Origin of the sequence: Novosphingobium sp. AAP93 (genome assembly GCF_001296055.1) — a bacterium.
GTDB lineage: Bacteria > Pseudomonadota > Alphaproteobacteria > Sphingomonadales > Sphingomonadaceae > Novosphingobium.
The window spans coordinates 19,410-44,602 of sequence record NZ_LJHZ01000125.1; the positions used below are offsets into that span (position 1 = coordinate 19,410).

Here is a 25,193-nt window from a genome sequence, read left to right on the forward strand (position 1 = left end):
GGATCGAAATGGTGGCGCTTTATGCGCTCGTTATGTCATATCCGCATCGGACCTGAAAACCGACGCTTTCAAGGGGACTCAACACGCCATGACTGCCAAAACCGCCTCCGAGCCTGTTCGCAAGCCTGTTCGCAAGGCGGTTTTCCCTGTAGCCGGGATGGGTACGCGGTTTCTTCCTGCGACGAAGGCGATCCCCAAGGAAATGCTGCCGATCATCGACCGGCCGCTGATCCAATATGCGGTCGACGAAGCGCGTGAGGCTGGCATCGAGCAGCTGATCTTCGTGACCGGTCGAGGCAAGACCGCGATCGTCGAGCATTTCGATACGGCTTTCGAGCTTGAGCGGACAATGAGTGACCGGGGCAAGGATCTGTCGATTCTTGATGCCACCCGCATCCTGCCCGGCAATCTCGTAACAGTGCGGCAGCAGGTGCCCATGGGCCTGGGCCACGCAATCTGGTGCGCGCGCGCTATTGTCGGCGATGAACCGTTTGCGATCTTTCTGCCCGACGAGCTGATGATCGGCACGCCCGGCTGCATGAAGGAAATGGTCGAGGCTTACAACGAAGTGGGCGGCAATCTCATCAGCGTGCTCGAAGTGCCCGAAGAAGAGGTCTCCAGTTACGGCGTGATCGCGCCCGGTGCGCGCATTTCCGACAAGCTGACGGAAGTGACCGCGCTGGTCGAGAAGCCGAAGCGCCAGGAAGCGCCTTCGAATCTCATCATTTCTGGCCGCTATATCCTGCAGCCCGAGGTCATGCGCACGCTGGAAGGCCAGGAGAAGGGGGCTGGCGGCGAGATCCAGCTGACCGATGCAATGGCGCGCATGATCGGAAGCCAGCCGTTCCACGCGGTAACCTTCACCGGACGGCGGTTCGATTGCGGCAGCAAGGCCGGTTTCGTCGAGGCCACTCTTTCGCTCGCGCTCGAACGACCGGACATGGCGGACGACGTCCGCGCGATCATGCAGCGTCTGCTGGCGCAGTAACGTGGCGGCTCAAGCCGCCTTCCACCTTAGCGGAAGGCGCTTGAGCCCGCCGACAAAGGTGGACTTGGCGCGCGCGGGTTCGCCCGCCAGCTCCACGCTGTCCAGCCGGTCGAGCAGTACTTCGAACAGGATGCGCATTTCGAGCCGGGCCAGATGGAGCCCGAGGCACTGGTGTGCGCCCGCGCCGAAGGCAAGATGGCGGTTTCCTTCCCGCGCGGCATCGAACCGGCGCGGGTCGGGAAACTGCGACGGGTCATGGTTGGCCGCAACGTAGTTCAGCATCAGCCAATCATCTTTGGCGATCTTCTGGCCGCCAAGCTCGGTATCGACCGATGCGGTGCGCATGAAGTGCTGCACCGGGGTCGTCCAGCGGATCGCTTCCTCGACAATGCCCGCCAGAAGGCTGCGTTCCGCCTTGACCCGGGCAAACTGCTCCGGATCGCGTGCCAACGCCAGCATCGCTCCGGCGGTGGACGCGCTTGTCGTATCGTGTCCTGCGCTTGCGGTGATGATATAGTAGCCTGCGGTGACCACGTCATCGAGTGGCTGGCCGTCGATTGTGCCATTGGCGATGACCGTCGCCACATCGTCGGTCGGGTTCTTCCGCCGCTCTGCGGCGAGCGCGGCGAAGTAGGCCTCGAAGTCCTTGACCGCGCCGGCGACGATCTGGGTGATCATCTCGGGCGGAAGATCCTTGATGCCGGACTGGTTGAGCTCCTCGTCTTGTCCGCCGAACATCTGCTGGGTCAGCACGAGCATGCGTTGCTCGTCCTCCTCGGGGACGCCGAGGATCTGCATGACGACGTGGAGCGGATAGGGTGAGGAGACCAGCTTGGTGAAATCACCTTCGCCGCCGGCCTGCAGCAGGCGGTCGACCGTTGCTTCGGCGATGGTGCGCACGCGCTGCTCGATCGTGCGCAGGTTCTTGGGCATGAACCAGTCCTGCGTCAGCCGGCGCAGCTTGGGGTGCAGCGGGGCATCCAGCTGGACGAGCGACTGCACGAGGTGCGGGCTGCCTCCGGTGATCGCGCGGGCGAGCGCATCGGTGCTGCGCAGCGTGAACACGGTCGGCTTGGGATGATTGAGGAAGGTTGTGTTGTCCTTGCTCGCCGCCATTACCTCGTCGAACGAGCTGACCAGCCAGAACGGCTCGTGCAGATCGGCCGAAGAGACCACGCGAGCGACCTGCAGGCCGTCGCTGCGCAGCATATCGAACTGGTCAAGCAGCGGATCCCAGGCGGCATAGGCTGCCGGATCAATCACGGCGCGGCCGATTTCCTCGGGAACGATGTGGTCGGCTTTGGTGGCCATGGTAAGCGTCCTTCGAAGTGGAGATCAGACGGCAGCTGCGGCGGCGGCCTTGTATTCGTCGCGCAGCAGCCGCTTGAACAGCTTGCCGGTGGGCTCACGCGGCAGCTCGGCGCGGAAATCGATCTGGCGGGGGAGCTTGACCCGGCTTAGCTGGGGCGCGAGCCAGGCAGTGAGTTCCTCTGCCAACGCGGGGCCAGCTTCACCAAAGTCGTGCGGTTGAACAACGGCGACCACGCGCTCGCCCATGTCCGGATCGGGGGCTCCGATGACTGCGACGTCTGCCACCTTCGGGTGTGTTATCAAGAGGTTCTCGATCTCCTGCGGGTAGATGTTGACCCCGCCCGATATGATCATGAAGCTCTTGCGATCAGTGAGAAAAAGGTAACCATCCTCGTCCTCCCAGCCAACATCGCCTAGGCTGGTCCAGCCGTGCTTGTTGGTCGCATCGCGCGTCTTGTCGGGGTCGTTGTGATAGGCGAACGGATTACCGCCTTCGAAGAAGACCTGGCCTTCGGTTCCGCGCGGCACTTCATCGCCGTTCTCGTCACAGATGCGGATCGTGCCGAGCAGCGCGCGCCCGACCGAGCCTGGGCGCGCCAGCCATTCAGGGCTCGATATGAAGGTGAAGCCGTTCCCCTCGGTGCCGGCGTAGTACTCGTTGAGCACCGGGCCCCACCATTCGATCATCGCGCGCTTGACGGGCACGGGGCAGGGTGCTGCCGCGTGGATCGCCCCGCGCAGCGAGGACAGGTCGTAGCGCGCGCGCACTTCTTCCGGCAGCTTGAGCATGCGGACGAAATGGGTGGGCACCCATTGGCTATCGGTTACTTTGTAGCGCTCGATCGCTTCCAGCGCCTTTTCGGGATCGAACTTTTCCATGCAGACCACCGTGCCGCCAAAGCGGTGAATGGTCATCGACCAGCGGAGCGGAGCAGCATGATAGAGCGGTGCGGGTGAAAGGTACACTGCATCCGGGCGAATGCCGAAGGGGCCGCCTGCCAGCATGATGAGCGAATTGGCGCCGCCGATCGCCGGGTCCTCGGGCAGCGGTACGCGCACGCCCTTGGGCTTGCCGGTCGTGCCGGACGAATAGAGCATGTCGCAGCCCGCGCGTTCGTCGGCGATGGGGTCGATCGGCATGGCTGCCAGCGCGGCGGCGAGGTCATGCTCGCCCGAGCCGCCAAGGCGGAGCTGCGCAACTTCGGGAGCATCGGCAGCAACGGCATCAAGCAGGGGCGTTAGTGTGCCCGAACCGACCAGCAGCTTCGCGCCGCTGTCGCGCGCGATATAGGCAACTTCGGGCGGCGCCAGACGCGAAGATATGGCAACGTAGACAATGCCTGCACGCTGCGCGCCCCAGCAAAGCGAGAAGAATGCCGGGTGATTTTCGAAGCAAAGCGCAATGGTATCGCCGATGCCAATCCCGCGGGACCGCAGCAACTGGGCGAAGCGGTTGCTGTGTGCTTCCAGCTCGCCATAAGTCACAACCTCGCCGCTGCCTGACATGATCACGGCGGGTTTTTCCGGGTTGGTCCTCGCGTGGAAACTCGGGTGGTAGTGCATGCGCATCCTCTCAGGATCAGCGGCTCAGACAGTCCGCTTTGCGAGAGAGTTTAACCGCTCGATTAAAGGGCGCAACGGGATTCGTCAGTCAAATCCATTTCCGGACGCGAGTGAACGCCAAAAAAGAAGAAGGCGGCGTTTCCGCCGCCTGCTTCCCATCCTCTCCAAGATGACTTTTCGTCGCGGCGCTTAGCGCGCCAGCGGGGCCGGAACGTCGCTCTGCGCCAGAACGGTGTCGGTTGAGACACCCGGGGCGACGGTCTGCATGTAGGGAATGGGGTTCACCGCCTCGCCGCCGATGCGCACTTCATAGTGCAGGTGCGAACCGGTCGAGCGACCGGTCGAACCGACATAACCAATCACGTCGCCCTTGCGAACGCGCTGGCCTTCGGCAACCGCGATGCGCGACATGTGGCCATAGCGGGTTTCCATACCACCACCATGCTCCAGCTCTACAAACAGGCCGTAACCGCCGAACCAGTCAGCCTTGCCAACGACACCATCAGCCGACGCGTGGATCGGGGTGCCGGTGGTGGCAGGAAGATCGATACCCTTGTGCGCGCGCATACCGCCGAGAACCGGGTGAACGCGCATGCCGAAGCCGCTGCTCATCGCGCGGTTGGAAGAAACAGGAACCAGCGATGGGATTGAAACGCCGCCATTGCGCTGGGCGGGGGCAGCGGCGCCAAGCGGTGCGCCCGTTTCGAGGGCCTTCCAGCTTGCGAAGAGCTTGTGGAATTCATCGTCAGCTGGGGCAGCGCTAGTGCCGTTGCGGGCAGCTTCGGCGGCGCGGAGCGGGGCAGCAATATCGGCAGACGCGGCGCTGTTCGCCATGGCGGGAGCCGAGAAGAAACAGGCAACGGCGCCGATGGAGCCAAGTACCAGTTTCACAATCTTGTTGTTAACCATTACGACCCGCTAACCCTTAATCGCACCGATCCTGCAGCATCACCTGCGCCGCTGAGACCGAAACCGATCCATCTGGACCTTCCCAACGGCTCGCCGGATCATTCCGGTCCGCCTGAAAAGTTCTCAGAGACTGTGCGGAAACCCCTCCCGCCGCCTCGTTGGCTTCGGGTTAGGGGGAAGTGTCTTAATCAGACAACCCCTGTCATCAATTCGTACGACAAACCGGCAGCACGACGCGCCGAGTCGTTGAACGGTGGCTTAACAGCCCCGCGGAAATGCCGCGCCACAAGGGTTTTCCAGAGGTCGGGCGGCGATTCACCGCGTTCGTCGCACAATTTCAGGAAGTGCGTTGTCCCGTAGCGCACATGCCGAATCTCATCGCCCAGGATGCGTTCGAGGATACGTGCGGAGCGCAGATCCCCGGCGGCGGTAAACCGCTCGATCGTCACGGGGGTAACGTCAAGGCCGCGCGCTTCGAGCACCATCGGCACCACAGCGAGGCGCGCAGCGGGATCATGTGCCGTTTCGCGCGCCGCGTCCCACAGCCCGTCGTGTGCCGGAAGCGCACCATAATCCGATCCCAGCGTGCGTAACCTGCGGGCGAGCAATGAAAAATGCATCGCTTCGTCCGCCGCAACGTCGAGCCAGTCGGTAACGAACTCTGGCCCGCGCTGTTCACCAAAACGCCCGGCCGCATCCAGCGCGAGGTCTATCGCGACGAACTCGATATGCGCGAGGGCATGAAGCAGCGCGAGCCGTCCGCGCTCCGACCCGCCGCGCCCACGCTTGGGCATGGCGTTGGGCGGTAGCAATTCGGGCCGTGCGGGGCGCGCGGGCTCATCGGGCATCGCGACATCGAACATGAATGCCAGACGCCCCGCTGCCCAGTCACGCCGGACGGCGCGCGCTGCCATGGCCTTGGCCGCAGGATCCGCGGTGAGCATGGCTCCGCGGATCGCAGCGGCAACGGATGCTTGGGCCATCGCCGGATTAGAGCGCTCTGGCAGCGGCGAGGACTTCCTCGGCGTGGCCCTTGACCTTCACTTTCGACCAGACCTGCGCGATCTTGCCATCGGTACCGACGAGATAAGTCGTGCGCTCCATGCCCATGTAGGTGCGGCCATACATCGACTTTTCGGTCCAGATGCCGAGCGCGTCGGACAGTCCGCCTTCTTCGGCATCAGTCGCAAGCGGCGCAGCGAGGCCGTGCTTCTCGATGAACTTGAGGTGCTTCTTGGGCGGGTCCTTGCTCACGCCGAGCAGCGCCGTGCCGGCCGCCCCGAACTCCGCCGCGAGGCTCGAGAAGTCCTTGTTCTCGGTCGTGCAGCCGGGTGTATCGTCCTTGGGATAGAAGAACAGCACCAGCTTGCGACCACGAAAATCGGACGGCTTCACCGTGCCGCCTTCGGGCGTGGTCATGGCAATGTCAGGCAGCGGGCTGCCCGCGCCGATGGTATCGCTCATTCAACAATCTCCAGTTCTTCGCCAAATATCGTGTGCCAGCAGGCCGCGATGGCGTGGCGGGCTGCCAGCACGGCCGCCAGCAGTTCCGGCCAATCGGTCAGGCCGCATGCCCGTGCGACGATAGCGCGGCTGGCTTCGGGCGGATAGCGTCCGTCGGGGGCAACGAGGCGCACGGCAATCAGCAGCCGCGCAAGCAGATCGTGTGCGAGGCGCAGGGGGCAGGGCAGCAGCTTGGCCGCCGTGAGGCTGTCTACTGCACGCCCGAGATCGGGATCGAATCCGGACCGCTCGCGCAGCTGCAGGTAGTGGACGAGGAATTCGAGATCGACGAGCCCGCCGCGCGCGAGCTTAACGTCGAGCGGGCCGGCGGGCGGTTTGTGCTGCGCCATCTCGGTGCGCATCGCGAGCACGTCGGCCCTTAGTTTGTCCGGATCGCGCGGACGATGAAGTACGTCTGCGATGATCGCCGAGAGCGCGGCGCAGTCTTCCGGCGAACCGAACAAGGGCCGCGCGCGGCACAGCGCCATGTGCTCCCAGGTCCATGCGTCCTCGCGCTGATACCGCGCAAAACTTTCGAGGCTTACGGCGATGGGGCCCTGGGCACCGCTGGGGCGGAGGCGGACATCGACTTCATAGAGAGCGCCGGCGGCAGTCGGGGCCGAAAGTGCTGCGATCACGCGCTGGGTGAGGCGGTTGAAATAAAGCGTGCTGCCGAGCGGGCGGGTCCCGTCGGATTCGCCGGTGTGATCGCCGCTGAACAGGAACACGATGTCGAGATCGGAGGCATGGGTCAGCGCCGCGCCGCCTAGCCTGCCAAGCCCGAGGATGACGAGTTCGCTACCGGCGATCTTGCCATGCGCGCGGACAAATTCTGCGGTCGCCGCTTCGGAGAGGACCAAGATAGCCGCTTCAGCAAGGCGCGAGAGCGCGGCGGCAACGTCGAGCGGATCGCGCCAGGTCTCGCCGAGCTGGTTCTCGATCAGCTGGACGCCGAGGGCGAAGCGCCACTCGCCGACCTTGCGGCGCACCGCATCGAGCAGGCACTGGTAATCGTCGCCCGCCTCGCAGCGGCGGAATTCGGCGACGAGGCTTTCGACGCTGCCGGGCAAATCGAAAGCGCTGCGATCGATCAGGGTGTCAAGCAGGTCAGAGCGGCGGGCGAGTTCGTCCGCCAATGTGGGCGCATGGGCAAGCACGCGCATGACGACGCCGAGGAGCGCGGGGCGTGCTTCGAGCAATTGGAAGATGTTGATCGCGCTGGGGAGGCCAGCGAGCAGGCCTTCCCACCTGAGGAGGGCGCGCTCCGGATCAGGCGCGGCGGCGAGGGCGCCGAGCAGCGTATCGCGCAGGCGGGCGAAAGCGGCGCGGGCTTCGGCGCTGCGCAGGGCGCGGTACTGGCCGTTTTCCCAGCTCTCGATGCGGGTTGCGAGCGCGCCGGGTTCGCTGAAGCCTAGGGCTTTCAGTTCCTGCTCGAGCGGCCGCGTGGTGACGGGCACCGCGCCGGTCGGGGCGTAGGTGGCGATCAGGTTGTCGAAGCGGGTGCCTACGGTTTCTGAGATCTGCGCGAGTTCTTCGACCAGCGCGGTGCCGGAGGGCAGGCCATCCAGCCGCGCGACGGCTTCGAGCATCGCGGGATCGGTCGGCAGGCTGTGCGTCTGCTGGTCGGCGATCATCTGCAGGCGGTGTTCGAGCGTGCGCAGGCGGTCGTAGCTCTCGCCCAGCAGCGCGGCGTCTTCGGTGGCGACGATGCCCGCTTCGGCCAGCGCATCAAGCGCGGCGCGGGTGCCGCGCAGGCGCAACGCGGGGTTGCGGCCGCCGTGGATGAGTTGATGGGTCTGGGCGAAGAATTCGACCTCGCGGATTCCGCCGCGGCCGCGCTTGAGGTCGTAACCGGGGCCGACCGCCTGCCCAACGGCGTAGTGGTCGCGGATGCGCGTGGTGAGGCGGCCGATCTCGGCGATCGCGCCGAAATCGAGGCTGCGGCGCCAGACGAAGGGGCGGATGGCATCAAGGAAGGCTTGCCCGGCTGCGATATCTCCCGAGGCGGGGCGGGCGCGGATGAAGGCGGCGCGTTCCCAGGCAAGGGCACTCGATTCGTAGTGCGTTATCGCGGCGACGAAGGGGAGAGCTAGGGGGGTGACTTCGGCGGCCGGGCGGAGGCGCAGGTCAACGCGGAAGACATAGCCGTCGCCGGTGACCGCGCCGAGCAGTTCGACGACGGTGCGCGCGATGCGCTGGGCGGCCTCGGCCGGATCATCGCGCTCGCGGCGGGGGAGGAGGTCGGGATCGTAGAGCAGGATCGGGTCGATGTCGGACGAGTAGTTGAGCTCGCCCGCGCCGTGCTTGCCGAGCGCGATGGCGGAGAAGCCCTGCGGCTCGGCATCGGGCAGGCGGCGGCGCATGGCGGCAATGATGGCGGCGTCGAGCGCGTGGTCGGCAAAGGTGGAGAGTTCGGCCATGACGCGCGCGAGGGGGAGCGCGCCCGCGAGATCGCCGATGGCAAGCGCGACGGCGAGGGCGAGGCGCTGGCGGCGCAGGGCAATGCCGGTGTCGGCCTCGTTTGCGCCAGCCTGGTGGGCCGCAGTGAGGGCATCCTCGATCCGCCCGGCCTGCAGCAAGGCCTCGAGTTCGGGCAAGCGATCGAGCCCGCGGGCAAGGAACGGCGCTTCGGCGCGGGCGCGGTGGAGGGCGTGCGCCCAGTCCGCTGTGTGGCTGGTGCCGGTCATCCGGGTGCGATGCACGGTCGGCGCCACGCGATCAAGCGCGCGCGTGCGGCTTGCCAGCGGGCGGGGGCTCTGCCACCTCTGCGCGCCATGCCGGAAAGGGCGATGTGATTGGTATGAGGGATACGAGGATGAAGATCGGCAAATCGTTTGGTCGCAAGGCTTTGGTCCTGCTCTGCGGGGCTGCGCTGGCAATGCCGCTGGCCGCAAGCGGTGCGGCCCCGGCGGTCCCGGCGGTTGACGAAGCGTTGATGCGTGAGACGATCCGCACGCTCTCGTCCGACGAATTCGAGGGGCGGGGCCCGGGGACGGCGGCCGAGCCCAAGACGCTCGAGGCGATCATCGCGCGGTTCAAGGCAGCGGGGCTTCAGCCGGGGAACAAGGGGCAGTGGCTGCAGGATGTGCCCACGGCGACGATCAAGGCGATCAACAAGAGCCCGCTGACTGTGACCGGCGGTGCGCAGGTGCTGACGTTCCAGCCTTCGAGCGATTTCGTGGCTGGCAGCTATCGCATCACGCCGCAAACGCAAGTGAAGGACAGCGAGCTGGTCTTCGTCGGCTATGGCATCAATGCGCCGGAGCTGGGCTGGAACGACTATGCCGGGATCGACATGAAGGGGAAGACGGCGGTCATCCTCGTCAACGATCCGGACTACGCGATGGAAGGCGAGAACGGCCTCTTCCGCGGGCGCCGCATGACCTACTACGGGCGCTGGACCTACAAGTTCGAGGAGGCCGCGCGGCAGGGCGCGACAGGGGCGCTGATCATCCACGATACGTTCCCGGCGGCTTATGGCTGGCAGGTGGTCGAATCGAGCTGGTCGGGCGCGCAGCACTTCGTGCAGACCGCCAATGACGGCGCGGACCAGACCGTGGCGAACGGCTGGATCCAGAAGCCGGTGGCCGAGGCGATCCTCAAGGCGGCGGGCAAGGACCTTGCTGCGCTGACGGCGGCGGCGCAGCAGAAGGGCTTCAAGCCGGTGCCACTTGGCCTGAAGGCCAACCTCTCGTTCGACAACACGATCGAGAAGGCCAACTCGCACAACGTAGTCGGTCTGCTGCCGGGCAAGACGCGCCCCGCTGAGTACGTTCTCTATAGCGCGCATTGGGACCATCTTGGCCGCTGCAAGCCCGATGCGACGGGCGATGACATCTGCAACGGCGCGGTCGACAATGCGACCGGCGTCGCCGCGTTGGCAGCGCTGGCGAAGATGAACGCGGCGGCGGGCCGGGCGGCGCGCAGCCAGGTTTTCCTTGCGGTCACGCTGGAAGAATCGGGCCTGCTCGGCTCCGAATACTACGCGCAGAACCCGGTCTTCCCGCTGGCGAAGACGGTCGGCGGGGTGAACATGGATGCGCTGGCGGTAGGCGGTCCCGCCAAGGACATTACCGTGACCGGCGGCGACAAGTCCGAGCTGACGGCGATCCTGCGCAAGGTGGAAGGCGAGATGGGTCTGCGCGAATCTCCCGAAGAGCATCCCGAGCGCGGCCATTACTACCGCTCGGACCACTTCAGCCTCGCCAAGCGCGGCGTGCCGATGTTCGACGTCGGGCGCGGGGTCGATCTCGTCAACGGCGGCACCGCAGCCGGGCAGGCGGCTTCGGACGATTACGTCAACGTGCGCTACCACCAGCCGAGCGACGAGTATCAGGAAAGCTGGGACATCTCCGGCATGGTGCAGGACGTGAAGCTGTTCTACCGCCTGGGCCGCGAGCTTGCCGACAGCAATGTCTGGCCCAACTGGCACCCCAACGACGAATTCCGCGCGGTTCGCGACAAGAGCCTCGCCGCAGCAAAGGGCAAGTGATCCCATGACCGACACTGCGCTGCGGATGCCGCCGGAATGGCATCCGCAGGACTGGCTCTGGATCGGATTTCCGCATCTGGCGGAGGAATGGTCCGGCGTGATCGAGGCCGCGCAAGTGCAGATCGCGGCGTTCGCCAGCGCTGTGGCCGACAGCGGTCAGCGAGTCCGCCTGATCGTGCGCGATGCGGCGAACGAAGCGCGGGCGCGGAGCCTAGTTTCTAGCGCGGTGAGGCTGGAGCGCCGGGTCTATGGCGACGTCTGGCTGCGCGATACCGGGCCGCTGGTTGTTTGCGGCGAGAGTGAGCGGCGCGCGCGGCTGTTCGGCTTCAATGGCTGGGGCGGCAAGTATCTGATGCCGGGGGATGAAGCGATCGGGGCTGATCTGGCCGCCAGTGCCGGGCTTGCCGCCGACCGCTGTGACTGGATTCTCGAAGGCGGTGCGCTTGATGGCGATGGCACCGGGCTAGTCGCGACGACGGCGCAGTGCCTGCTCAATCCGAATCGCAATCCCGCGCTTTCGCAAGACGATCTTGAGGCCCGCCTTGCGCGTGATCTTGGCTACGACCGGGTGCTGTGGCTGGGGGATGGCCTGATCAACGACCATACCGACGGGCATGTCGACAACCTCGCCCGCTTCGTGGCGCCGAACCGACTGGCCTTGCCGCGTGCGACGGGGCCGAATGATCCCAATGCCGCGATCTATGCGGATGCGGCGGCGCGGGCGCGCGATTTCGGGGTCGAGGTGGCGGAAGTCCCTTCGCCGGGGCTGGTCGAGTGGAGCGGCATGGTCCAGCCGGCGAGCTACATGAACTTTGTGATTGCGAACAATGCGGTGATCGTGCCGGTGTTTGGTACGCAACATGACGATGATGGCGTCGCCGCGATTGCCGAACTGTTTCCGGGGCGCGCGGTGATCGGGCTGATGGCCGATGCGGTGCTGGCCGGCGGCGGCGGCTTTCACTGCTCCAGCCAGCAGATGCCTTCCGCCTGATTATGCGCCCCTTAACCCGGCGGTGTTAGGGGGCTTGGCATGACACAGACGATTCTCGTGGTCTTCGGCACCCGGCCGGAAGCGATCAAGATGTTTCCGGTGGTGCATGCGCTCGCCTCCGATCCGCGCTTTCGCGTGGTGACCTGCGTTTCGGCGCAGCACCGGGGCATGCTCGATCAGGTCCTGGCGATTGCCGGGATCGTGCCGGACCATGATCTCGATCTGATGAAGCCCGACCAGACACTCGATGGGCTGACCGCCGCGCTGCTTACAGGGCTTGGCGGCGTGATGGATGCCCAGAAGCCGGACTGGGTGGTGGTTCAGGGCGATACCGCGACGGCGATGGCGGGGGCTTTGGCGGCCTACTATCGCAAGATTCCGGTGGCCCATGTCGAAGCTGGGCTGCGCAGCCACAATATCTATCACCCTTGGCCGGAAGAGGTGAACCGCAAGATCATCGGCACCATTGCCGCGCTACACTTCGCGCCGACCGAGACTTCGGCCGCTGCGCTGCGGGCGGAGAATGTGGCGGCCGATGCTATCCACGTGACCGGCAACACGGTGATCGACGCCTTGCAGTGGGTGTCCGCGAAGATCGAGGCCGAACCGGCGCTGGCCAATGGCCTTGCCGATCTCGAAGCGCGCTTTGCGGGCAAGCGGATCATCGGCGTCACCAGCCACCGACGGGAGAACTTCGGCGGCGGCCTTGAAGCCATAGCCGAGGCAATCCGGCAGATTGCCGCCCGGCCCGATGTCGCGCTGATCTTCCCGGTCCATCCCAATCCGAATGTTCGCAAGGTGATGGAAGGCGCGCTCGGCGGCCTTACCAATGTCGCGCTGATCGAGCCGCTAGACTACCCGCATTTCGCCCGCCTGCTGGGCCTTGCCGAAATCATGCTGACCGACAGCGGCGGGGTGCAGGAAGAGGCGCCCGCGCTGGGCAAGCCGGTGCTGGTGATGCGCGAGACGACCGAGCGGCCCGAGGGCGTCGAGGCTGGCACGGCCAAGCTCGTGGGCACCGAAACCGCCCGGATAGTTTCCGAAATCTTTACCCTGCTCGACGATAAGGCTGCCTATTCGGCCATGGCGCGCGCGCACAATCCCTTCGGGGACGGGCACGCGGCGCGCCGTATCGTGGAGCTCTTGGGGAATGTCCGCTAAAATCGGCAACGGTGATGTGAAGCCGCAGGTCTGCGTTGTCGGCTTGGGCTATATCGGACTTCCGACCGCCGCGATCATTGCCCGCTCGGGCTGCCAGGTGCTCGGGCTTGATGTGACGCAGAGCGTGGTCGACACGATCAACCGCGGCGAGATCCATATCGAGGAAGTCGATCTCGATGGCCTCGTGCAGGGCGTCGTCCAGCGCGGCTTGCTGCGCGCCTCGACCCAGATCGAGCCAGCCGACGTCTTCGTGATCGCGGTGCCGACACCGTTCGCCAAGGACGGCCACCACACGCCGGACGTGTCCTACGTGCAAGCTGCCGCCAGCGAAGTCGCCGGCGTGCTCAAGGCTGGCGACGTGGTGATCCTCGAATCGACCAGTCCCGTCGGCACGACCGAGATGATGCGCGATCTGATGGCGGGCCTGCGTCCTGACCTCAAGTTCCCCGGCCTGACGCGCGAGACGCCCGATGTCTCGATCGCCTATTGCCCCGAGCGGGTGCTGCCGGGCCGCATTCTCGAAGAGCTGACCAACAACGACCGCTCGATCGGCGGCATCACGCCGCGTTGTGCTCGCAAAGCACTGGCGTTCTACAAGCGCTTCGTGCGCGGGACCTGCGTCACTACGGATGCGCGCTCGGCCGAGATGACCAAGCTGGTCGAAAACGCCTATCGCGATGTGAACATTGCCTTCGCCAACGAGCTTTCGATCGTGGCAGACCGCATGGGCCTCGACGTGTGGGAAGTGATCCGCCTCGCCAACCGCCATCCGCGCGTGAACATTCTGCAGCCGGGCCCCGGCGTCGGCGGGCACTGCATTGCGGTCGATCCGTGGTTCATCGTCGCGAGCGCACCCGAACACACCCCGTTGATTCGCGCCGCACGCGGCGTGAACGACCAGAAGATGCACCATGTGATCGAGCGTGCCACGCAGCTGATCGACGCGCATCCCGAAGCGCGCATTGCCTGCCTCGGCCTCGCCTTCAAGGCGAACATCGATGACTTCCGCGAAAGTCCGGCGCGTTTTGTCGCGGCGCGGATCGCGCGCAAGTATGGCAAGCGCGTCAGCGTCGTGGAGCCCTATGCGCAGGCGCTGCCGGTCGAGTTCACCGATACCGGGGCGGGCCTGATCGATCTCGATGACGCGCTTGAGACCTGCGATCTGCTTGTTGTGCTGGTCGATCATGATGTGTTCAAGGTTGTCCCGCTCGCCGAGCGCAGCGGCAAGGTCGTCTATGACACGCGCGGCATCTGGCCCGATCAGCCGGATGCGGACACGGCCGGCACCGCACTGCGCCTCGCGAGCTGATGCGATGCGGGCGGGCCTGCCCGTTGCTGGAAGGATCGCCTTGAGAGTTCCATTGTGGCTCGCAGCCGGAGCGGCGCTGCTCGGCACGATCGGCTGCAGCGGGCTCGGCAGCGAATCAAATGCGCAGACCGCGCCGCATAAGGCAGCCGTGCCGCCGCTGCAGCCGGTGGTCCCGGCGGAATTGCCGCCGCCGCATACGCCAGCCGAATACGCCGCGCACGATGCGAGCTATCCCTTCTACATGCCGATGCGCGGGCTGCGCCGTCCGGCGAACCGCTTCTTCGTGAAGTGCGATGCTTCGCAGGCCGCGGGCCGCGAAGTCTATCAGGGCAACGATGTCGCCGCGCTCTATGGCCGGGCCGAAGGCGGCATGGAGTTCGTCTACGAGGCGCGTGACCGTGCCGGGCGCCCCTGTGTCTATCCTTTTGCGCCGAACCTGCCAGATATCACCGGTAACCTTGATGGCACGCAGTACATGTTCCGCTCGTCGATACCGGGGGAGCGGGTGACATTCCGGACGGGCGACCAATGGGCTGTCCTGCGGATGCGTGCGCTCGACATGGGCCGGGCCCGCATCCACTTCGAACTGCGCGATATCGAGCTTGATTTTCCGGGCGCGGTCCAGCCGATGGGGGCGCTGCATCTCGAGACCTATGGCGGTGCGCCGCCGGGGCTGTTTACGGCAGTGCTGCGGCGCGCGAGGATCTTCGGGGGCAAGAATGCGATCTTCGCACCCGGCGGCGAGACCATGATCTATGCCGAAGACAGCGAGATCATGGGCAATGTCGGCGGCATCGCCGATCAGGAGCATTCGACCTACATCAACGGCACGCTCGTCTCGCATTTCCGCAATGTGCGCTGGCAGGGGCAGCAGGGCTGGCGTGACATTGCGAGCGGGCATCAGCTGAAGGACAAGGCCTATCTGCGCATCTACGAGAACGTTACCGTCTCGAACGCGCCCGGGCTTGGTTCGCCCTCCGCGATGCCGCTGATCGATGCGAGTTCATTCGGCTTCACCTGGTCGAACAACCTCAGGATCGAGCGGGTGCAGCCCTATCAGCCCCCGCGCGAGGCGCTGGTCGATCTGCGCAGCGAGATTCTCTACGGCAATCCGCAGCACTATCCTTGGCCGGTGATCGCGACATCCGATTGGCGCATGCCTGCAGTGCCTCTCTCGGCGCTCGACAAGGTGTACCTCTCGGTCTTCTTCAACACCGATGTGCGCAGCTTCCGCAACGAATCCTATGTCTTTGCGCTGCGCCCGTGGGGGCGTGGCTTCGAGCCGGGGACGGCGACCATCGCGGGTGAGGGGCTTACGCTGAAGAGCGAGCAGCGCACGGTTTCGCTGGCGTTCGGCACGCGCGGGACGTTCGGCAAAGTCTATTCAGCAGACGGCTGGACCTATGCGAACCCCCAGCTCGCGGACGACATGCTATGGGTGGCTGACCGCGATGCCTTCATCCGCCATGCGCTGGGGCTCATCGGGCGCTAGGTATCCGTTGCGCTCCATCCAGCGGGCGCGGATCGTGTCGCTGCTGTCGCGGCTGCCATCGTGGCTCCAACCGGGTTCGCGCACCAGATAGGCCAGCTTGTAGCGCCATGGGGCGACGGCGAAGTCCTTCAGCATGCCCTTCCATTCGTGGAACACGCTGTGGAGCAGGTTGAATGTGCCGAGCTGGCGGATCACGCCATAACGCGCCGGTTCCTCGTCGAGTTCAGGCTGGAAGGTGCCGAACAGGCGGTCCCAGAACATGAACACACCCGCATAGTTGCGGTCGAGGTAGAGCGGATTGGTCGCGTGGTGGACGCGGTGGTGCGAAGGGGTGTTGAAGATCCATTCGAACCAGGCGGGCATGCGGCGGACAGCTTCGGTGTGGATCCAGAACTGACCGACCGTGTTGGCCGCGCCCGCTGTGAGCAGCATCTCCGGCGGCACGCCGATGAAGGCGGGCCAGATGCGGAACACGAATGACAGCGCCAGCGGGCCGGTCCAGGTCTGCCGCAATGCGGTGCTCAGGTTGTAGTGCTGGCTGGTGTGGTGGTTGACGTGCGCCGCCCAGAACCAGCGGACGCGGTGTCCGGTGCGGTGGGCCCAGTAGTAGTTGAAATCATCGAACACGAGCACCGCCATCCACGACCACCAAGCGTAGGGCACCGTTGCAACCCGGTGGGCGTAAAGCCATGTTGCGGCAGCACAGATCGCGCCCGCAACGAGGGCTCCGGCGATCGTGCTGCCAAGGCCCATGAGCAGCGACGTCAGCATATCGCGCGCTTCATACGCATCGGGCGCATGGCGGCGTGCCCAGGCGATTTCGATCAGGATCAGCGCGACAAAAGCCGGGACCGCATAGGCGATCGCGTCGATCGGATGAGTGATCGGGGTGGCGAGCGCCGCAAGCATCGGTGCGATCATCTCGTTCATGCGCGGACTCCCAGCCGGCGGAGGCTGGCTGCCCAGACTTGCGCCCGCTCGCCCAGATCGAGCGTGATGCTGCCGAAGTGAGGATCTTCGGTCGACAGCGTCAGGAACCCGCGATCCAGACGGGCACCGGCATGCGAGGACAGCACGCGGGCGGCGAATCGCGCCCCATGCCGCCGGATGAGCATGACTTCGCCCGCGCTGTTGCGCAAAAGGGCGCCGATGCGGGCGCGATCAAGTGCGACTTCGATCGGATCAAAGCCGCAGCGCGCCTCTTCCGCGAGCGCCCGCGCTGCCGCCTCGTCGGCGATCCGCACGTCACTGCCCATGCCCAGCGCACGGACCAGCGCGAAGACAAGCAGAACTGCGATGAGCGAGCCGAGCGACTGCAGGGCAATGCCTGCACCGGGAATCGCAAGGAGAGCGCTGATCGACACGGCCGAGAATGCCTGCCTCACCGCGCCTGCGCGGCGAGGAAATCGATCTGCGGCATGATCGGGCTGACGTCGTACCCGGCACCAGCAGCATGGGACGCGATAACTTCCGGCGCCATGCCCGACCGCGCCTGGGCCAACGCCCAAAGCAACGTGGACCGCGTGCCCGAGCGGCAATAGGCCAGAACCGGCTTGTCACCGGCTTCCGCCAGCGCGGCCTGCATTGCCTCGACCTGCGGCATCGAGAATCCGGCATGCGTCACCGGGATCGCGACATAGGCGATGCCGGCCGCCTTGGCGGCAGCTTCGATCTCGGCACCCGGCGTCTGGTCTGGCGACTCGTCTTCCGGCCGGTTGTTGATGATCATGCCGATTCCAAGCGCCTGCGCTTCGGCGACGTCTGCCAGTTCGATTTGGGGGCTGGCGAAAGTCTTGTCATCGATCTTGCGGAACATGGCAGCCGTCTCTCTCCAATGCCTAAGCGCTCTCGGCGTCTTGCGCCGCGCCGACGCTTGGGGTCCGCTTTGCCGAAAGCCTCTGTCAAGGGCAAGTGTCACCAGAACATGGTAGAAAGGCCACACTCTTTGGTCGCCACGTTGTGCCCGGCAACGAATCCGTTCGCACTGGAGCCTTTTGTTGGCTATAGTCTTAACTGCAGAGGATCAGGCGAGCAGAGTCTCGCGCGTTTCCCTTGTTGTGCCGTCGGCAGCCGCGTCCGGCTTGCGGCACCCAGGAAAGCAGGGGCGGAACGAAGGTTTATTGGTTTTTATGGGTTTTGACAGAGGGCGGCGGGGTCGCGGACGCGACAAGCGCGATGGTTTCGGTGACGAGGGCGGCTTCGACCCCTACGGCGGCGGTGGTTTCGGCGGCGGCGGTTTTGATCGCGGCGGTTTCGGCGGCGGTGGTCGCGGTGGCTTTGGCGGCGGTGACCGTGGCGGTTTCGGCGGCGGTGATCGCGGCGGTTTCGGCGGCGGTGATCGCGGCGGTTTCGGCGGCGGTCCGCGCGGCGGCGGTGGTGGCGGCGGCGGCTTCGGCGGCCCGCGCGGCGGCGGCATGCCGGCCCAGGTCGTCGGCACCGGCAAGGGCGTCGTCAAGTTCTTCAATGGCCAGAAGGGCTTCGGCTTCATCCAGCGCGAAGATGGCGGCGAAGACGTGTTCGTCCACATCAGCGCGGTTGAGCGTGCGGGCCTCGAAGGCCTCGCCGAAGGCCAGCAGCTTGAATTCAACCTCGTCGATCGCGGCGGCAAGATCTCGGCAGCCGATCTGCAGGTCGTCGGTGATGTGATCGCCGTTGCGGCCAAGCCGGCCGCTCCCCAGCGTCAGCTGACCGGCGAAAAGGCGACCGGCACGGTCAAGTTCTTCAACGCCATGAAGGGCTTCGGCTTCATCACCCGTGATGATGGCCAGCCGGATGCTTTTGTACACATCAGCGCTGTCGAGCGTTCGGGCATGCGCGAGCTGAACGAGGGCGACAAGCTCGAGTTCGATCTCGAAGTCGATCGGCGGGGCAAGTACTCGGCAGTCAATCTGGTGCCCCGACAAGACTGATAGCGGCGTGTGGTCCTTCGGCCAGTCGGCTGAAGACCTGTGCCACCGACATCTACAGATGGCGGCCCTCCCGGGTCGCCATTTGTCGTTTACGACAACACTCCCGGCCAAACGGGAGCCGAAGCAGGAAGGAACCCAGCCCATGTCGATCACTCCGTTGATGCCCGTCTATCCCCGGTGCGGCGTGCGTCCGGTGCGCGGAGAGCACTGCCATCTGATCAGCGAAGACGGCACGCGCTATCTCGATTTCGCCAGCGGCATTGCGGTCAACCTGCTCGGCCACAGCAATCAGCATCTGATCGGCGCAATCCAGAAGCAGGCGGCGACGCTGATGCACGTGTCCAATCTCTACGGTAGCCCGCAGGGCGAGCATCTGGCGCAACGGCTGGTCGATCTGACTTTCGCCGACACGGTGTTCTTTACCAATTCGGGCGCCGAGGCGGTCGAGTGTGCCATCAAGACGGCGCGCGCCTATCACCAGCACGCCGGCAATACCGAGCGCTATGAGTTGATCACGTTCAAGAACGCGTTCCATGGCCGTACCCTGGCCACGATCAGCGCCTCCAACCAGGAGAAGATGCACAAGGGCTTCATGCCGCTGCTCGAAGGCTTCCGCTATGTCGACTTCGACGATCTCGAGGGCGCCAAGGCGGCGATCGGGCCCCACACTGCGGGCTTCCTTGTCGAGCCGATCCAGGGCGAGGGCGGCATCCGCGATGCGTCGCCGGAATTCCTGCAGGGCCTGCGCGCACTGGCCGATGAGCACGATCTGATGCTGATCTTCGACGAGGTGCAGTGCGGCGTCGCGCGCACCGGTGATCTGTATGCCTATGAGCAGTACGGCGTGACGCCGGACATCATGGCGAGCGCCAAGGGCATCGGCGGCGGCTTCCCGCTGGGCGCCTGCCTTGCAACCGAAAAGGCTGCACGCGGCATGGTGATCGGCACGCACGGCAGCACTTACGGCGGCAATCCGCTCGCTATGGCCGCCGCCGAAGCCGTGCTCGACGTCGTGGCCGAACCAGCCTTCCTCGAGGAGGTCAAGGCCAAGGGCGAACGCCTGCGTGGCCGGCTCGAGCAGTTCATCGGCAACTACCCGGACATGTTCGAACTCGTCCGTGGTCGTGGCCTGATGCTCGGCGTCAAGATGAAGATCGAGCCGCGTCCGTTCGTCGCCCATATGCGGGACAACCAACAGTTGCTGACGGTGGCTGCCGGCGACATGACTTTCCGCGTCTTGCCGCCGCTCGTCATCGACGACAGCCACATCGAGGAATTCATGGAGAAGCTCTCGGCCGCCACCGCGAGTTACGCGGCAGAAGCTGTGCCGGCATGACCCGGCACTTCCTCAGCCTGAGCGATGTCGGCGGGGATGCCCTCGCCGCAATCCTCGGCGATGCAATGGATCGCAAGGCGGCGCGGCGCGGGCTGCCCAAGGGCCAGCCTGATGCCGATGCACCGTTGAAAGGCCGGGTCCTCGCCATGGTGTTCGAGAAGAACTCCACGCGCACGCGAGTCTCGTTCGACATCGGCATTCGCCAGCTTGGTGGCAGCGGCATCGTGCTTGATGCCGGCACGACCCAGCTCGGGCGGGGGGAAACCATAGCCGATACGGCCCGCGTACTAAGCCGCATGGCGGACGCCATCATGCTGCGCACCGATGATCACGCGAAGCTTGAGGAACTGGCCCACTATGCCAGCGTGCCGGTGATCAATGGGTTGACTGACCTGTCGCACCCTTGCCAGATCGTCGCCGATCTGCAGACCCTGCTCGAACACGGCAAGGCGCTGCCTGGCCTCGAAGTGGCTTGGCTGGGCGATGGCAACAACGTGCTCAATTCGTTTGTCGAGGCGGCGGGGCTGATGAAGTTCAACGTCCGCATCGGCGTACCGGAAGGCTACGACAGCGATCCCGCCTTCATCGCCGCTGCCCGTGCCGGGGGTGCTCGCATCGATACGTACCGCAATGCTGCCGATGCCGTTCGCGGGGCCGACGTGGTGGTGACCGATACGTGGATATCAATGGGCCAGGCCCATGCCGAAGCCAAGCTAGCCGCCATGACGCCATTTCAGGTCAATTCAGCGCTCATGGCGGAGGCAAAACCCGATGCTGTCCTGCTGCACTGCCTGCCCGCCCACCGGGGGGAGGAAGTGACCGACGAGGTGCTCGACGGGCCGCAATCCGTGGTGTGGGACGAGGCGGAGAACCGCATCCACGCCCAGAAGTCGATCCTGCGTTGGGCCTTCGGGCAGATCTGAGCATGTCGGACAGTAGCGCATCCGCGGGAACGACCGGGTTCGACCGGGTCCTGACCTTCACCGTGCCGGATCGCGACGCACGCGGGCGCGTGGTGCGGCTTGGCCCGATGCTTGATGATGTGATCGCGGCGCACGCCTATCCTGCGCCAATTCGTCACCTTTTGGCCGAGGCGCTGGTACTCGCCGCCTTGCTCGGCTCGCTGCTCAAGGATGAGCAGAGCCAACTGACCATGCAGGCGCAGACGCAGGACGGGGTGATCGATCTGCTGGTTTGCGACTACCGCGCCGGCGAACTGCGCGGCTATGCCCGGTTCGACCGGGCGCGGCTCGATGACCTCGGCCCGAGCCCGACGCTCCACGCCCTGTTCGGCGACGGTTACCTCGCGATCACATTCGATCTCGCGGCGACCGATCAGCGCTATCAGGGCATCGTGCCGCTGGAGGGTGAAACGCTGGCGGCGGCCTGCGAAAGTTACTTCTTCCAGTCGGAACAGATTCCGACGCTGATCCGGGTCGGTATCCGCAGTGATGCCAATGGCTGTGTCGCTGGCGGTCTGCTGATCCAGCACTTGCCCGAAGGCGAGGAGGGACGCGAGCGGCTTCACGTCCAGCTCGATCACCCGGAATGGGAGCACATGCGCATCATGGGCGGTGCGGTTTCGCCTGCCGAGCTCGTTGACCCCGGTCTCGACCTTGAGACCGTCCTCTGGCGCCTGTTTCACGAGGAGAACGAAGTCCGGGTGGAGCGAGGCACGCGCCTCGTCAAAGGCTGCCGCTGCAGCGGTGACTATTACCGCTCGGTTCTGGGGCGGTTCGGAGCGGCAGAGCGCGAGGAAATGCGGAACGAGGACGGCCTGATTCTCGTCGACTGCGCGTTTTGCTCGAAGGTTTTCGAGATCGATCTCGACTGATCCATCCGATTCGGTTTGTCGCTGCCAAAGAACACTTTAACGCAGCGCAAATTGGCCTATATTGAATTTCGGCGAACCGGCATGGTGCCGGATCACTTTGGGGGACGCGCCTGCATGATGGACCGCCTGCTGCGCCTCGTTACCCATGTTGCGCTGCGCCCGGTTGTTTGGGCGTTGGGCGCCGCCGCATTTGCGCTGCTGGCCTTTGCGGGACCGACACTTGCTGCGCAGCGGCCGTCGCTTGCCATGCTGGATCTGCTGCAGCCTGGTCAATGGGAAGTGCGCGATCGCGATCTGGCGGGAGGTCGGAGCCGGATCTGCATCGAGAGCGGTCGCCGTCTGATCCAGATTCGCCACATGCGCGAGGCGTGCCGCAGCTTCACCGTGCAGGATACGGCTGATACGGTAACCGTGCACTACACCTGCCCGGGCAACGGTTACGGCCAAACGTCGGTTCGCTTCGAGAGTGCGCAACTGGTTCAGCTGGAAACGCAGGGTATTGCGCAAGGGCTGCCCTTCAATGTCCGCGCCGAGGTGCGACGCGTTGGCGCTTGTCCCTCCTGATTTCGCACTGAGGATTGCCACGCGCGGTGCATGGCTTTAGCTCTGCGGCATGGTAGCTGAAGCCGTTTCCCAACAAGCCCCTCTTGCTGTTGTTCTGCTTTCGGGCGGGCTTGATTCCATGGTCTGTGCGGCACTTGCACGTGAGCAGGGCTTTCGGGTTCTGGCGCTGACGATCGACTACAACCAGCGTCATCGCGTCGAGATCGAAGCTGCGCGAGGGATCGCAAAGGCGCTGGGGGTCGAGCGTCAGGTGATCCTCCCGCTCGATCTGCGCCAGTTCGGCGGATCAGCCCTGACGGCGGACATCGCCGTGCCCAAGGACGGCGTGGGCGATGATATTCCAGTTACTTACGTCCCGGCCCGCAATCTCGTGTTTCTGTCGCTTGCCCTGGCATGGGCCGAAGCGGCGGGTGCATCGGATCTCTTCATCGGGGTCAATGCGCTCGACTACTCCGGCTATCCCGATTGTCGGCCGGAATTCATCGGCGGCTTTGAAAATCTCGCCCGGGTTGCCACCAAACTTGGCGACCAGGGCGGCACCGTGCGGGTTCACGCTCCGCTCCAACACCTCAAAAAAAGCGAAATCGCGCAAGAAGCGGCCCGTCTCGGGCTCGATCCTGCGGCCAGCTGGTCTTGCTACGACCCGCTGCCCGACGGCCGAGCCTGCGGCGTGTGCGACAGCTGCCGTTTGCGGCGCGCGGGATTCGATGCAGCCGGGATAGAGGATGGCACCAAGTATGGAGATGACGGATAAGCCGAAGCAATGGTTCGGTGTTGACCGCTACAGCTGGTACGCGCTGTTCGTCCTGGTCATAGTCTACATCGTCAATTTCGTTGATCGTCAGCTGCTGACGATCCTCGCCGTGGATATCAAGCACGATCTCGGCATCTCGGATGCCCAATTCGGCTTCCTGTACGGCACGGCGTTCGGCGTTTTCTACGCCCTTTTCGGTATTCCACTGGGCAAGCTGGCAGACCGTGCGATGCGCACGCGCGTGCTGGCGGCAGGGCTCGCGCTGTGGTCGGTGATGACGGCGCTCTCAGGCCTCTCGCGCAGCTTTCTCCAGCTCGGCGCGGCGCGGATCGGTGTCGGGGTAGGCGAGGCAACGGCCGGGCCCTGCTCGTACTCCCTGCTGGGGGATTACTTCCCGGCGCATCGCCGCGCGACTGCAGTGGCGATCTTCTCTTCGGGTATCTACCTCGGCGGCGGCTTCTCGCTCTACATTGGTACTGCAATTGCAGGCGGCTGGAACAACGCCTTGCCGCTTGCCGAGCGACCGTTTGGACTGGCCGGATGGCAAGCGGCCTTCCTTGCCGTCGGCCTGCCCGGCCTTGCGCTTGCGTTTTGGGTGCGCAGCCTCAGGGAGCCGATCCGTGGTCGCTTCGAGGCGCCGCCGCAGGATAGCGCTCCGCGCCCGGCACCTCAGGCCGCTACATGGGCTGCGTTTGTGCGAGATCTTGCCGCAATCGTCCCGCCGTTCACACTTTTGGCTGCGGCCCGGCGCGGCACCTCCGCCCGTGTTGGCAATCTCGCCATCGCCGCTGGGCTTGCCATGCTGGGCACCCTGCTTTCGTACCTGATCGGTGATCCGGCGCAGTGGATTGCACTTGGTATCGGAACATACGCTATTGCGTCATGGGCCATCGCCTTGCGACACGATGATCCGGAAGCTTTCCGCGTCATCTGGGCTTCAAAGTCCGTTGTCGGGCTAAACCTCGGCTACGGGCTCATGTGCGTGATCACCTACGCCAACTCGGCGTTCGGCCCCTCGTTGGTGATCCGCGAGTTTGGTGCGTCGGCCGGTGCCGTCGCGCTGATTGTCGGGGGATCGGCGGCTATCGGCGGCGCGCTGGGCGTGATCGCAGGCGGGGCATTGGGAGATCGGCTGGCTGGCGACCGATACCACTCGCGGCGCATCCTGGTGGTGATCGCAGCATTGCTCACATCGCTGGTTCCGAACTGCATCATGCTGGCGACCCATTCACTGACCGTCGTCTACATCTGCGTCTTCCCGATGTGGTTTCTCGCCAGCTGCGCGCTTGGCGGGGCTGCCGGAACGATCGTCAACATTGTGCCGGCCACGACCCGCGCTACTGCAACGGCGGCCTTCTTCCTCTTTGCGACAATGATCGGCCTCGCGCTCGGCCCCTATGCTGCAGGCAAAATCTCCGGCGCGTTCGGGGCGAACCTGCGCATCGGTCTGGCGGGCATCCTCGTGGTTGTGCCGTTCGCTTTGGTCGCGCTTGAGGTCTGCCGCCGCGATCTCATCATTCGCGAGCGCTGAGCACGTAGACGGTGCGCCGCGCTCGCGTGGCCGGCGCTTTGATGGCCTGAATTCTCAAAGCTAGCCCTGGCCGCTTCATCCAAAAGAAAAGGGGGCCGGATTGCTCCGGCCCCCCAAACTTATCCGGCTTCTGCCGAGCTTACATGCCCGAGCCCGGACCGTACGTGATTTCCACGCGACGGTTCTGCAGTTCGCGAACGCCGTCGGCGGTCGGAACGCGCGGGTTAGCTTCACCGAACGCCTGGCTGGTGATCGAACCGTCGGGGATGCCGTGGGCGGTCAGGTAGCCACGGACCGCATCGTTGCGGCGCTGCGACAGGCCGAGGTTGTACTTCGGCGTGCCCGAGCGGTCGGTGTAACCGGCGAGCATGATCGGAACGCTGGCGCAGTTGCCATAGGCCGTAACCGCGTTGTCCAGGATGGTAGCCGCTTCAGGCGTGATGTTCGACTTATCCCAGTCGAAGAAGACGATGTACGGACCCTTGTTGCAGACCGGAGCAGGCGGCGGCGGCGGCGGGGGCGGCGGCGGCGGCGGCGGGGGCGGCG

At 65.1% G+C, this 25,193-nt stretch carries 23 protein-coding genes; 13 read left to right on the forward strand and 10 right to left on the reverse strand.

From position 1 onward, the window contains the following. Positions 1–88 precede the first annotated feature (88 nt). Complete coding sequence (galU, locus tag IP83_RS18130) at positions 89–988, forward strand: UTP--glucose-1-phosphate uridylyltransferase GalU (RefSeq protein ID WP_054123641.1); 900 nt, start codon at positions 89–91, stop codon at positions 986–988. Between the two features lie 9 nt (positions 989–997). Here galU and IP83_RS18135 read toward each other — a convergent pair whose 3' ends face one another. The 6 genes from IP83_RS18135 to IP83_RS18160 form a co-directional block, all read right to left on the reverse strand. Continuing rightward, positions 998–2,299: a cytochrome P450 gene (locus IP83_RS18135; protein WP_054123642.1), complete on the reverse strand. Its 1,302-nt coding sequence runs from the start codon at positions 2,297–2,299 to the stop codon at positions 998–1,000. 24 nt (positions 2,300–2,323) lie between these two features. Beyond that, complete coding sequence (locus IP83_RS18140) at positions 2,324–3,862, reverse strand: acyl-CoA synthetase (RefSeq protein ID WP_054123662.1); 1,539 nt, start codon at positions 3,860–3,862, stop codon at positions 2,324–2,326. A 189-nt stretch (positions 3,863–4,051) separates the two neighbouring features. After that, complete coding sequence (locus IP83_RS18145) at positions 4,052–4,696, reverse strand: M23 family metallopeptidase (protein ID WP_082364834.1); 645 nt, start codon at positions 4,694–4,696, stop codon at positions 4,052–4,054. A 263-nt stretch (positions 4,697–4,959) separates the two neighbouring features. Then, complete coding sequence (locus IP83_RS18150; RefSeq protein WP_231625121.1) at positions 4,960–5,715, reverse strand: ferritin-like domain-containing protein; 756 nt, start codon at positions 5,713–5,715, stop codon at positions 4,960–4,962. 46 nt (positions 5,716–5,761) lie between these two features. Continuing rightward, positions 5,762–6,235, reverse strand: coding sequence for a peroxiredoxin (locus IP83_RS18155; protein ID WP_054123644.1), 474 nt, complete (start codon positions 6,233–6,235; stop codon positions 5,762–5,764). Further along, positions 6,232–8,961 carry a bifunctional [glutamine synthetase] adenylyltransferase/[glutamine synthetase]-adenylyl-L-tyrosine phosphorylase gene (locus IP83_RS18160; RefSeq protein WP_054123645.1) on the reverse strand — a complete coding sequence of 910 codons (2,730 nt, stop codon included), beginning with the start codon at positions 8,959–8,961 and terminating at the stop codon, positions 6,232–6,234. The genes IP83_RS18155 and IP83_RS18160 overlap by 4 nt, the downstream gene beginning before the upstream one ends. A gap of 128 nt (positions 8,962–9,089) precedes the next feature. On the opposite strand from IP83_RS18160, the gene IP83_RS18165 reads away from it, so the two are divergent. The 5 genes from IP83_RS18165 to IP83_RS18185 are packed head-to-tail and all read left to right on the forward strand — an operon-like array spanning position 9,090 to position 15,719. Next, positions 9,090–10,766: a M28 family metallopeptidase gene (locus IP83_RS18165; protein ID WP_369817041.1), complete on the forward strand. Its 1,677-nt coding sequence runs from the start codon at positions 9,090–9,092 to the stop codon at positions 10,764–10,766. Positions 10,767–10,770: 4 nt separating this feature from the next. Further along, positions 10,771–11,757: an agmatine deiminase family protein gene (locus IP83_RS18170; protein ID WP_054123646.1), complete on the forward strand. Its 987-nt coding sequence runs from the start codon at positions 10,771–10,773 to the stop codon at positions 11,755–11,757. A 39-nt stretch (positions 11,758–11,796) separates the two neighbouring features. Beyond that, positions 11,797–12,918: a non-hydrolyzing UDP-N-acetylglucosamine 2-epimerase gene (gene wecB, locus IP83_RS18175; RefSeq protein ID WP_054123647.1), complete on the forward strand. Its 1,122-nt coding sequence runs from the start codon at positions 11,797–11,799 to the stop codon at positions 12,916–12,918. After that, positions 12,908–14,227, forward strand: a complete 1,320-nt coding sequence (wecC, locus tag IP83_RS18180; protein WP_054123648.1) for a UDP-N-acetyl-D-mannosamine dehydrogenase — start codon at positions 12,908–12,910, stop codon at positions 14,225–14,227. Before wecB ends, wecC begins: the two co-directional genes overlap by 11 nt. A 52-nt stretch (positions 14,228–14,279) precedes the next feature. Continuing rightward, positions 14,280–15,719, forward strand: a complete 1,440-nt coding sequence (locus IP83_RS18185; RefSeq protein ID WP_054123649.1) for a hypothetical protein — start codon at positions 14,280–14,282, stop codon at positions 15,717–15,719. Here the strand turns inward: IP83_RS18185 and IP83_RS18190 are convergent. From IP83_RS18190 to IP83_RS18200, 3 genes are read right to left on the reverse strand one after another with little or no spacing between them, the layout of a single operon-like run. After that, entirely contained in the window at positions 15,660–16,640 is a 981-nt protein-coding gene (locus IP83_RS18190; RefSeq protein WP_054123664.1) for a sterol desaturase family protein, read from the reverse strand. The genes IP83_RS18185 and IP83_RS18190 overlap by 60 nt on opposite strands. 5 nt (positions 16,641–16,645) lie before the next feature. Continuing rightward, complete coding sequence (locus IP83_RS18195; protein WP_054123650.1) at positions 16,646–17,104, reverse strand: hypothetical protein; 459 nt, start codon at positions 17,102–17,104, stop codon at positions 16,646–16,648. Next, complete coding sequence (locus IP83_RS18200) at positions 17,101–17,535, reverse strand: TIGR01244 family sulfur transferase (RefSeq protein ID WP_054123651.1); 435 nt, start codon at positions 17,533–17,535, stop codon at positions 17,101–17,103. Before IP83_RS18200 ends, IP83_RS18195 begins: the two co-directional genes overlap by 4 nt. Positions 17,536–17,848: 313 nt before the next feature. Between IP83_RS18200 and IP83_RS21085 the strand changes: the two genes are divergently transcribed. From IP83_RS21085 to IP83_RS18235, 7 genes are all read left to right on the forward strand, one after another. After that, entirely contained in the window at positions 17,849–18,628 is a 780-nt protein-coding gene (locus tag IP83_RS21085) for a cold-shock protein (protein WP_054123652.1), read from the forward strand. A gap of 142 nt (positions 18,629–18,770) precedes the next feature. Continuing rightward, complete coding sequence (locus tag IP83_RS18210; protein WP_054123653.1) at positions 18,771–19,964, forward strand: aspartate aminotransferase family protein; 1,194 nt, start codon at positions 18,771–18,773, stop codon at positions 19,962–19,964. After that, entirely contained in the window at positions 19,961–20,887 is a 927-nt protein-coding gene (argF, locus tag IP83_RS18215; RefSeq protein ID WP_054123654.1) for an ornithine carbamoyltransferase, read from the forward strand. The genes IP83_RS18210 and argF overlap by 4 nt, the downstream gene beginning before the upstream one ends. A gap of 2 nt (positions 20,888–20,889) precedes the next feature. After that, on the forward strand, positions 20,890–21,798 hold the full coding sequence (locus IP83_RS18220; RefSeq protein ID WP_054123655.1) for an Hsp33 family molecular chaperone HslO: 909 nt from the start codon (positions 20,890–20,892) through the stop codon (positions 21,796–21,798). Between the two features lie 51 nt (positions 21,799–21,849). Beyond that, entirely contained in the window at positions 21,850–22,362 is a 513-nt protein-coding gene (locus tag IP83_RS21000; protein ID WP_231625123.1) for a DUF3617 domain-containing protein, read from the forward strand. Positions 22,363–22,411: 49 nt separating this feature from the next. Beyond that, positions 22,412–23,116 carry a 7-cyano-7-deazaguanine synthase QueC gene (queC, locus tag IP83_RS18230; protein WP_054123656.1) on the forward strand — a complete coding sequence of 235 codons (705 nt, stop codon included), beginning with the start codon at positions 22,412–22,414 and terminating at the stop codon, positions 23,114–23,116. Then, entirely contained in the window at positions 23,106–24,647 is a 1,542-nt protein-coding gene (locus IP83_RS18235; protein ID WP_054123657.1) for an MFS transporter, read from the forward strand. The genes queC and IP83_RS18235 overlap by 11 nt, the downstream gene beginning before the upstream one ends. 139 nt (positions 24,648–24,786) lie before the next feature. Here the strand turns inward: IP83_RS18235 and IP83_RS18240 are convergent. Continuing rightward, a partial coding sequence (locus IP83_RS18240) for an OmpA family protein (RefSeq protein WP_156309850.1) occupies positions 24,787–25,193 on the reverse strand: 407 nt, incomplete at its 5' end.

Bases quoted from the DNA above. Each gene is read 5' to 3' on its own strand.
- IP83_RS18190 (WP_054123664.1), bottom strand. From the start codon at position 16,640: ATGATCGCACCGATGCTTGCGGCGCTCGCCACCCCGATCACTCATCCG.
- IP83_RS18235 (WP_054123657.1), top strand. From the start codon at position 23,106: ATGACGGATAAGCCGAAGCAATGGTTCGGTGTTGACCGCTACAGCTGG.
- wecB (WP_054123647.1), top strand. From the start codon at position 11,797: ATGACACAGACGATTCTCGTGGTCTTCGGCACCCGGCCGGAAGCGATC.
- galU (WP_054123641.1), top strand. From the start codon at position 89: ATGACTGCCAAAACCGCCTCCGAGCCTGTTCGCAAGCCTGTTCGCAAG.
- IP83_RS18165 (WP_369817041.1), top strand. From the start codon at position 9,090: ATGAAGATCGGCAAATCGTTTGGTCGCAAGGCTTTGGTCCTGCTCTGC.
- IP83_RS18135 (WP_054123642.1), bottom strand. From the start codon at position 2,299: ATGGCCACCAAAGCCGACCACATCGTTCCCGAGGAAATCGGCCGCGCC.
- IP83_RS18220 (WP_054123655.1), top strand. From the start codon at position 20,890: ATGTCGGACAGTAGCGCATCCGCGGGAACGACCGGGTTCGACCGGGTC.
- argF (WP_054123654.1), top strand. From the start codon at position 19,961: ATGACCCGGCACTTCCTCAGCCTGAGCGATGTCGGCGGGGATGCCCTC.
- IP83_RS18145 (WP_082364834.1), bottom strand. From the start codon at position 4,696: ATGGCGAACAGCGCCGCGTCTGCCGATATTGCTGCCCCGCTCCGCGCC.
- IP83_RS18140 (WP_054123662.1), bottom strand. From the start codon at position 3,862: ATGCACTACCACCCGAGTTTCCACGCGAGGACCAACCCGGAAAAACCC.
- IP83_RS18155 (WP_054123644.1), bottom strand. From the start codon at position 6,235: ATGAGCGATACCATCGGCGCGGGCAGCCCGCTGCCTGACATTGCCATG.
- IP83_RS18150 (WP_231625121.1), bottom strand. From the start codon at position 5,715: ATGCTCACCGCGGATCCTGCGGCCAAGGCCATGGCAGCGCGCGCCGTC.
- IP83_RS18200 (WP_054123651.1), bottom strand. From the start codon at position 17,535: ATGTTCCGCAAGATCGATGACAAGACTTTCGCCAGCCCCCAAATCGAA.
- queC (WP_054123656.1), top strand. From the start codon at position 22,412: ATGGTAGCTGAAGCCGTTTCCCAACAAGCCCCTCTTGCTGTTGTTCTG.
- IP83_RS18160 (WP_054123645.1), bottom strand. From the start codon at position 8,961: ATGACCGGCACCAGCCACACAGCGGACTGGGCGCACGCCCTCCACCGC.
- IP83_RS21085 (WP_054123652.1), top strand. From the start codon at position 17,849: ATGGGTTTTGACAGAGGGCGGCGGGGTCGCGGACGCGACAAGCGCGAT.
- IP83_RS18170 (WP_054123646.1), top strand. From the start codon at position 10,771: ATGACCGACACTGCGCTGCGGATGCCGCCGGAATGGCATCCGCAGGAC.
- IP83_RS18210 (WP_054123653.1), top strand. From the start codon at position 18,771: ATGTCGATCACTCCGTTGATGCCCGTCTATCCCCGGTGCGGCGTGCGT.
- wecC (WP_054123648.1), top strand. From the start codon at position 12,908: ATGTCCGCTAAAATCGGCAACGGTGATGTGAAGCCGCAGGTCTGCGTT.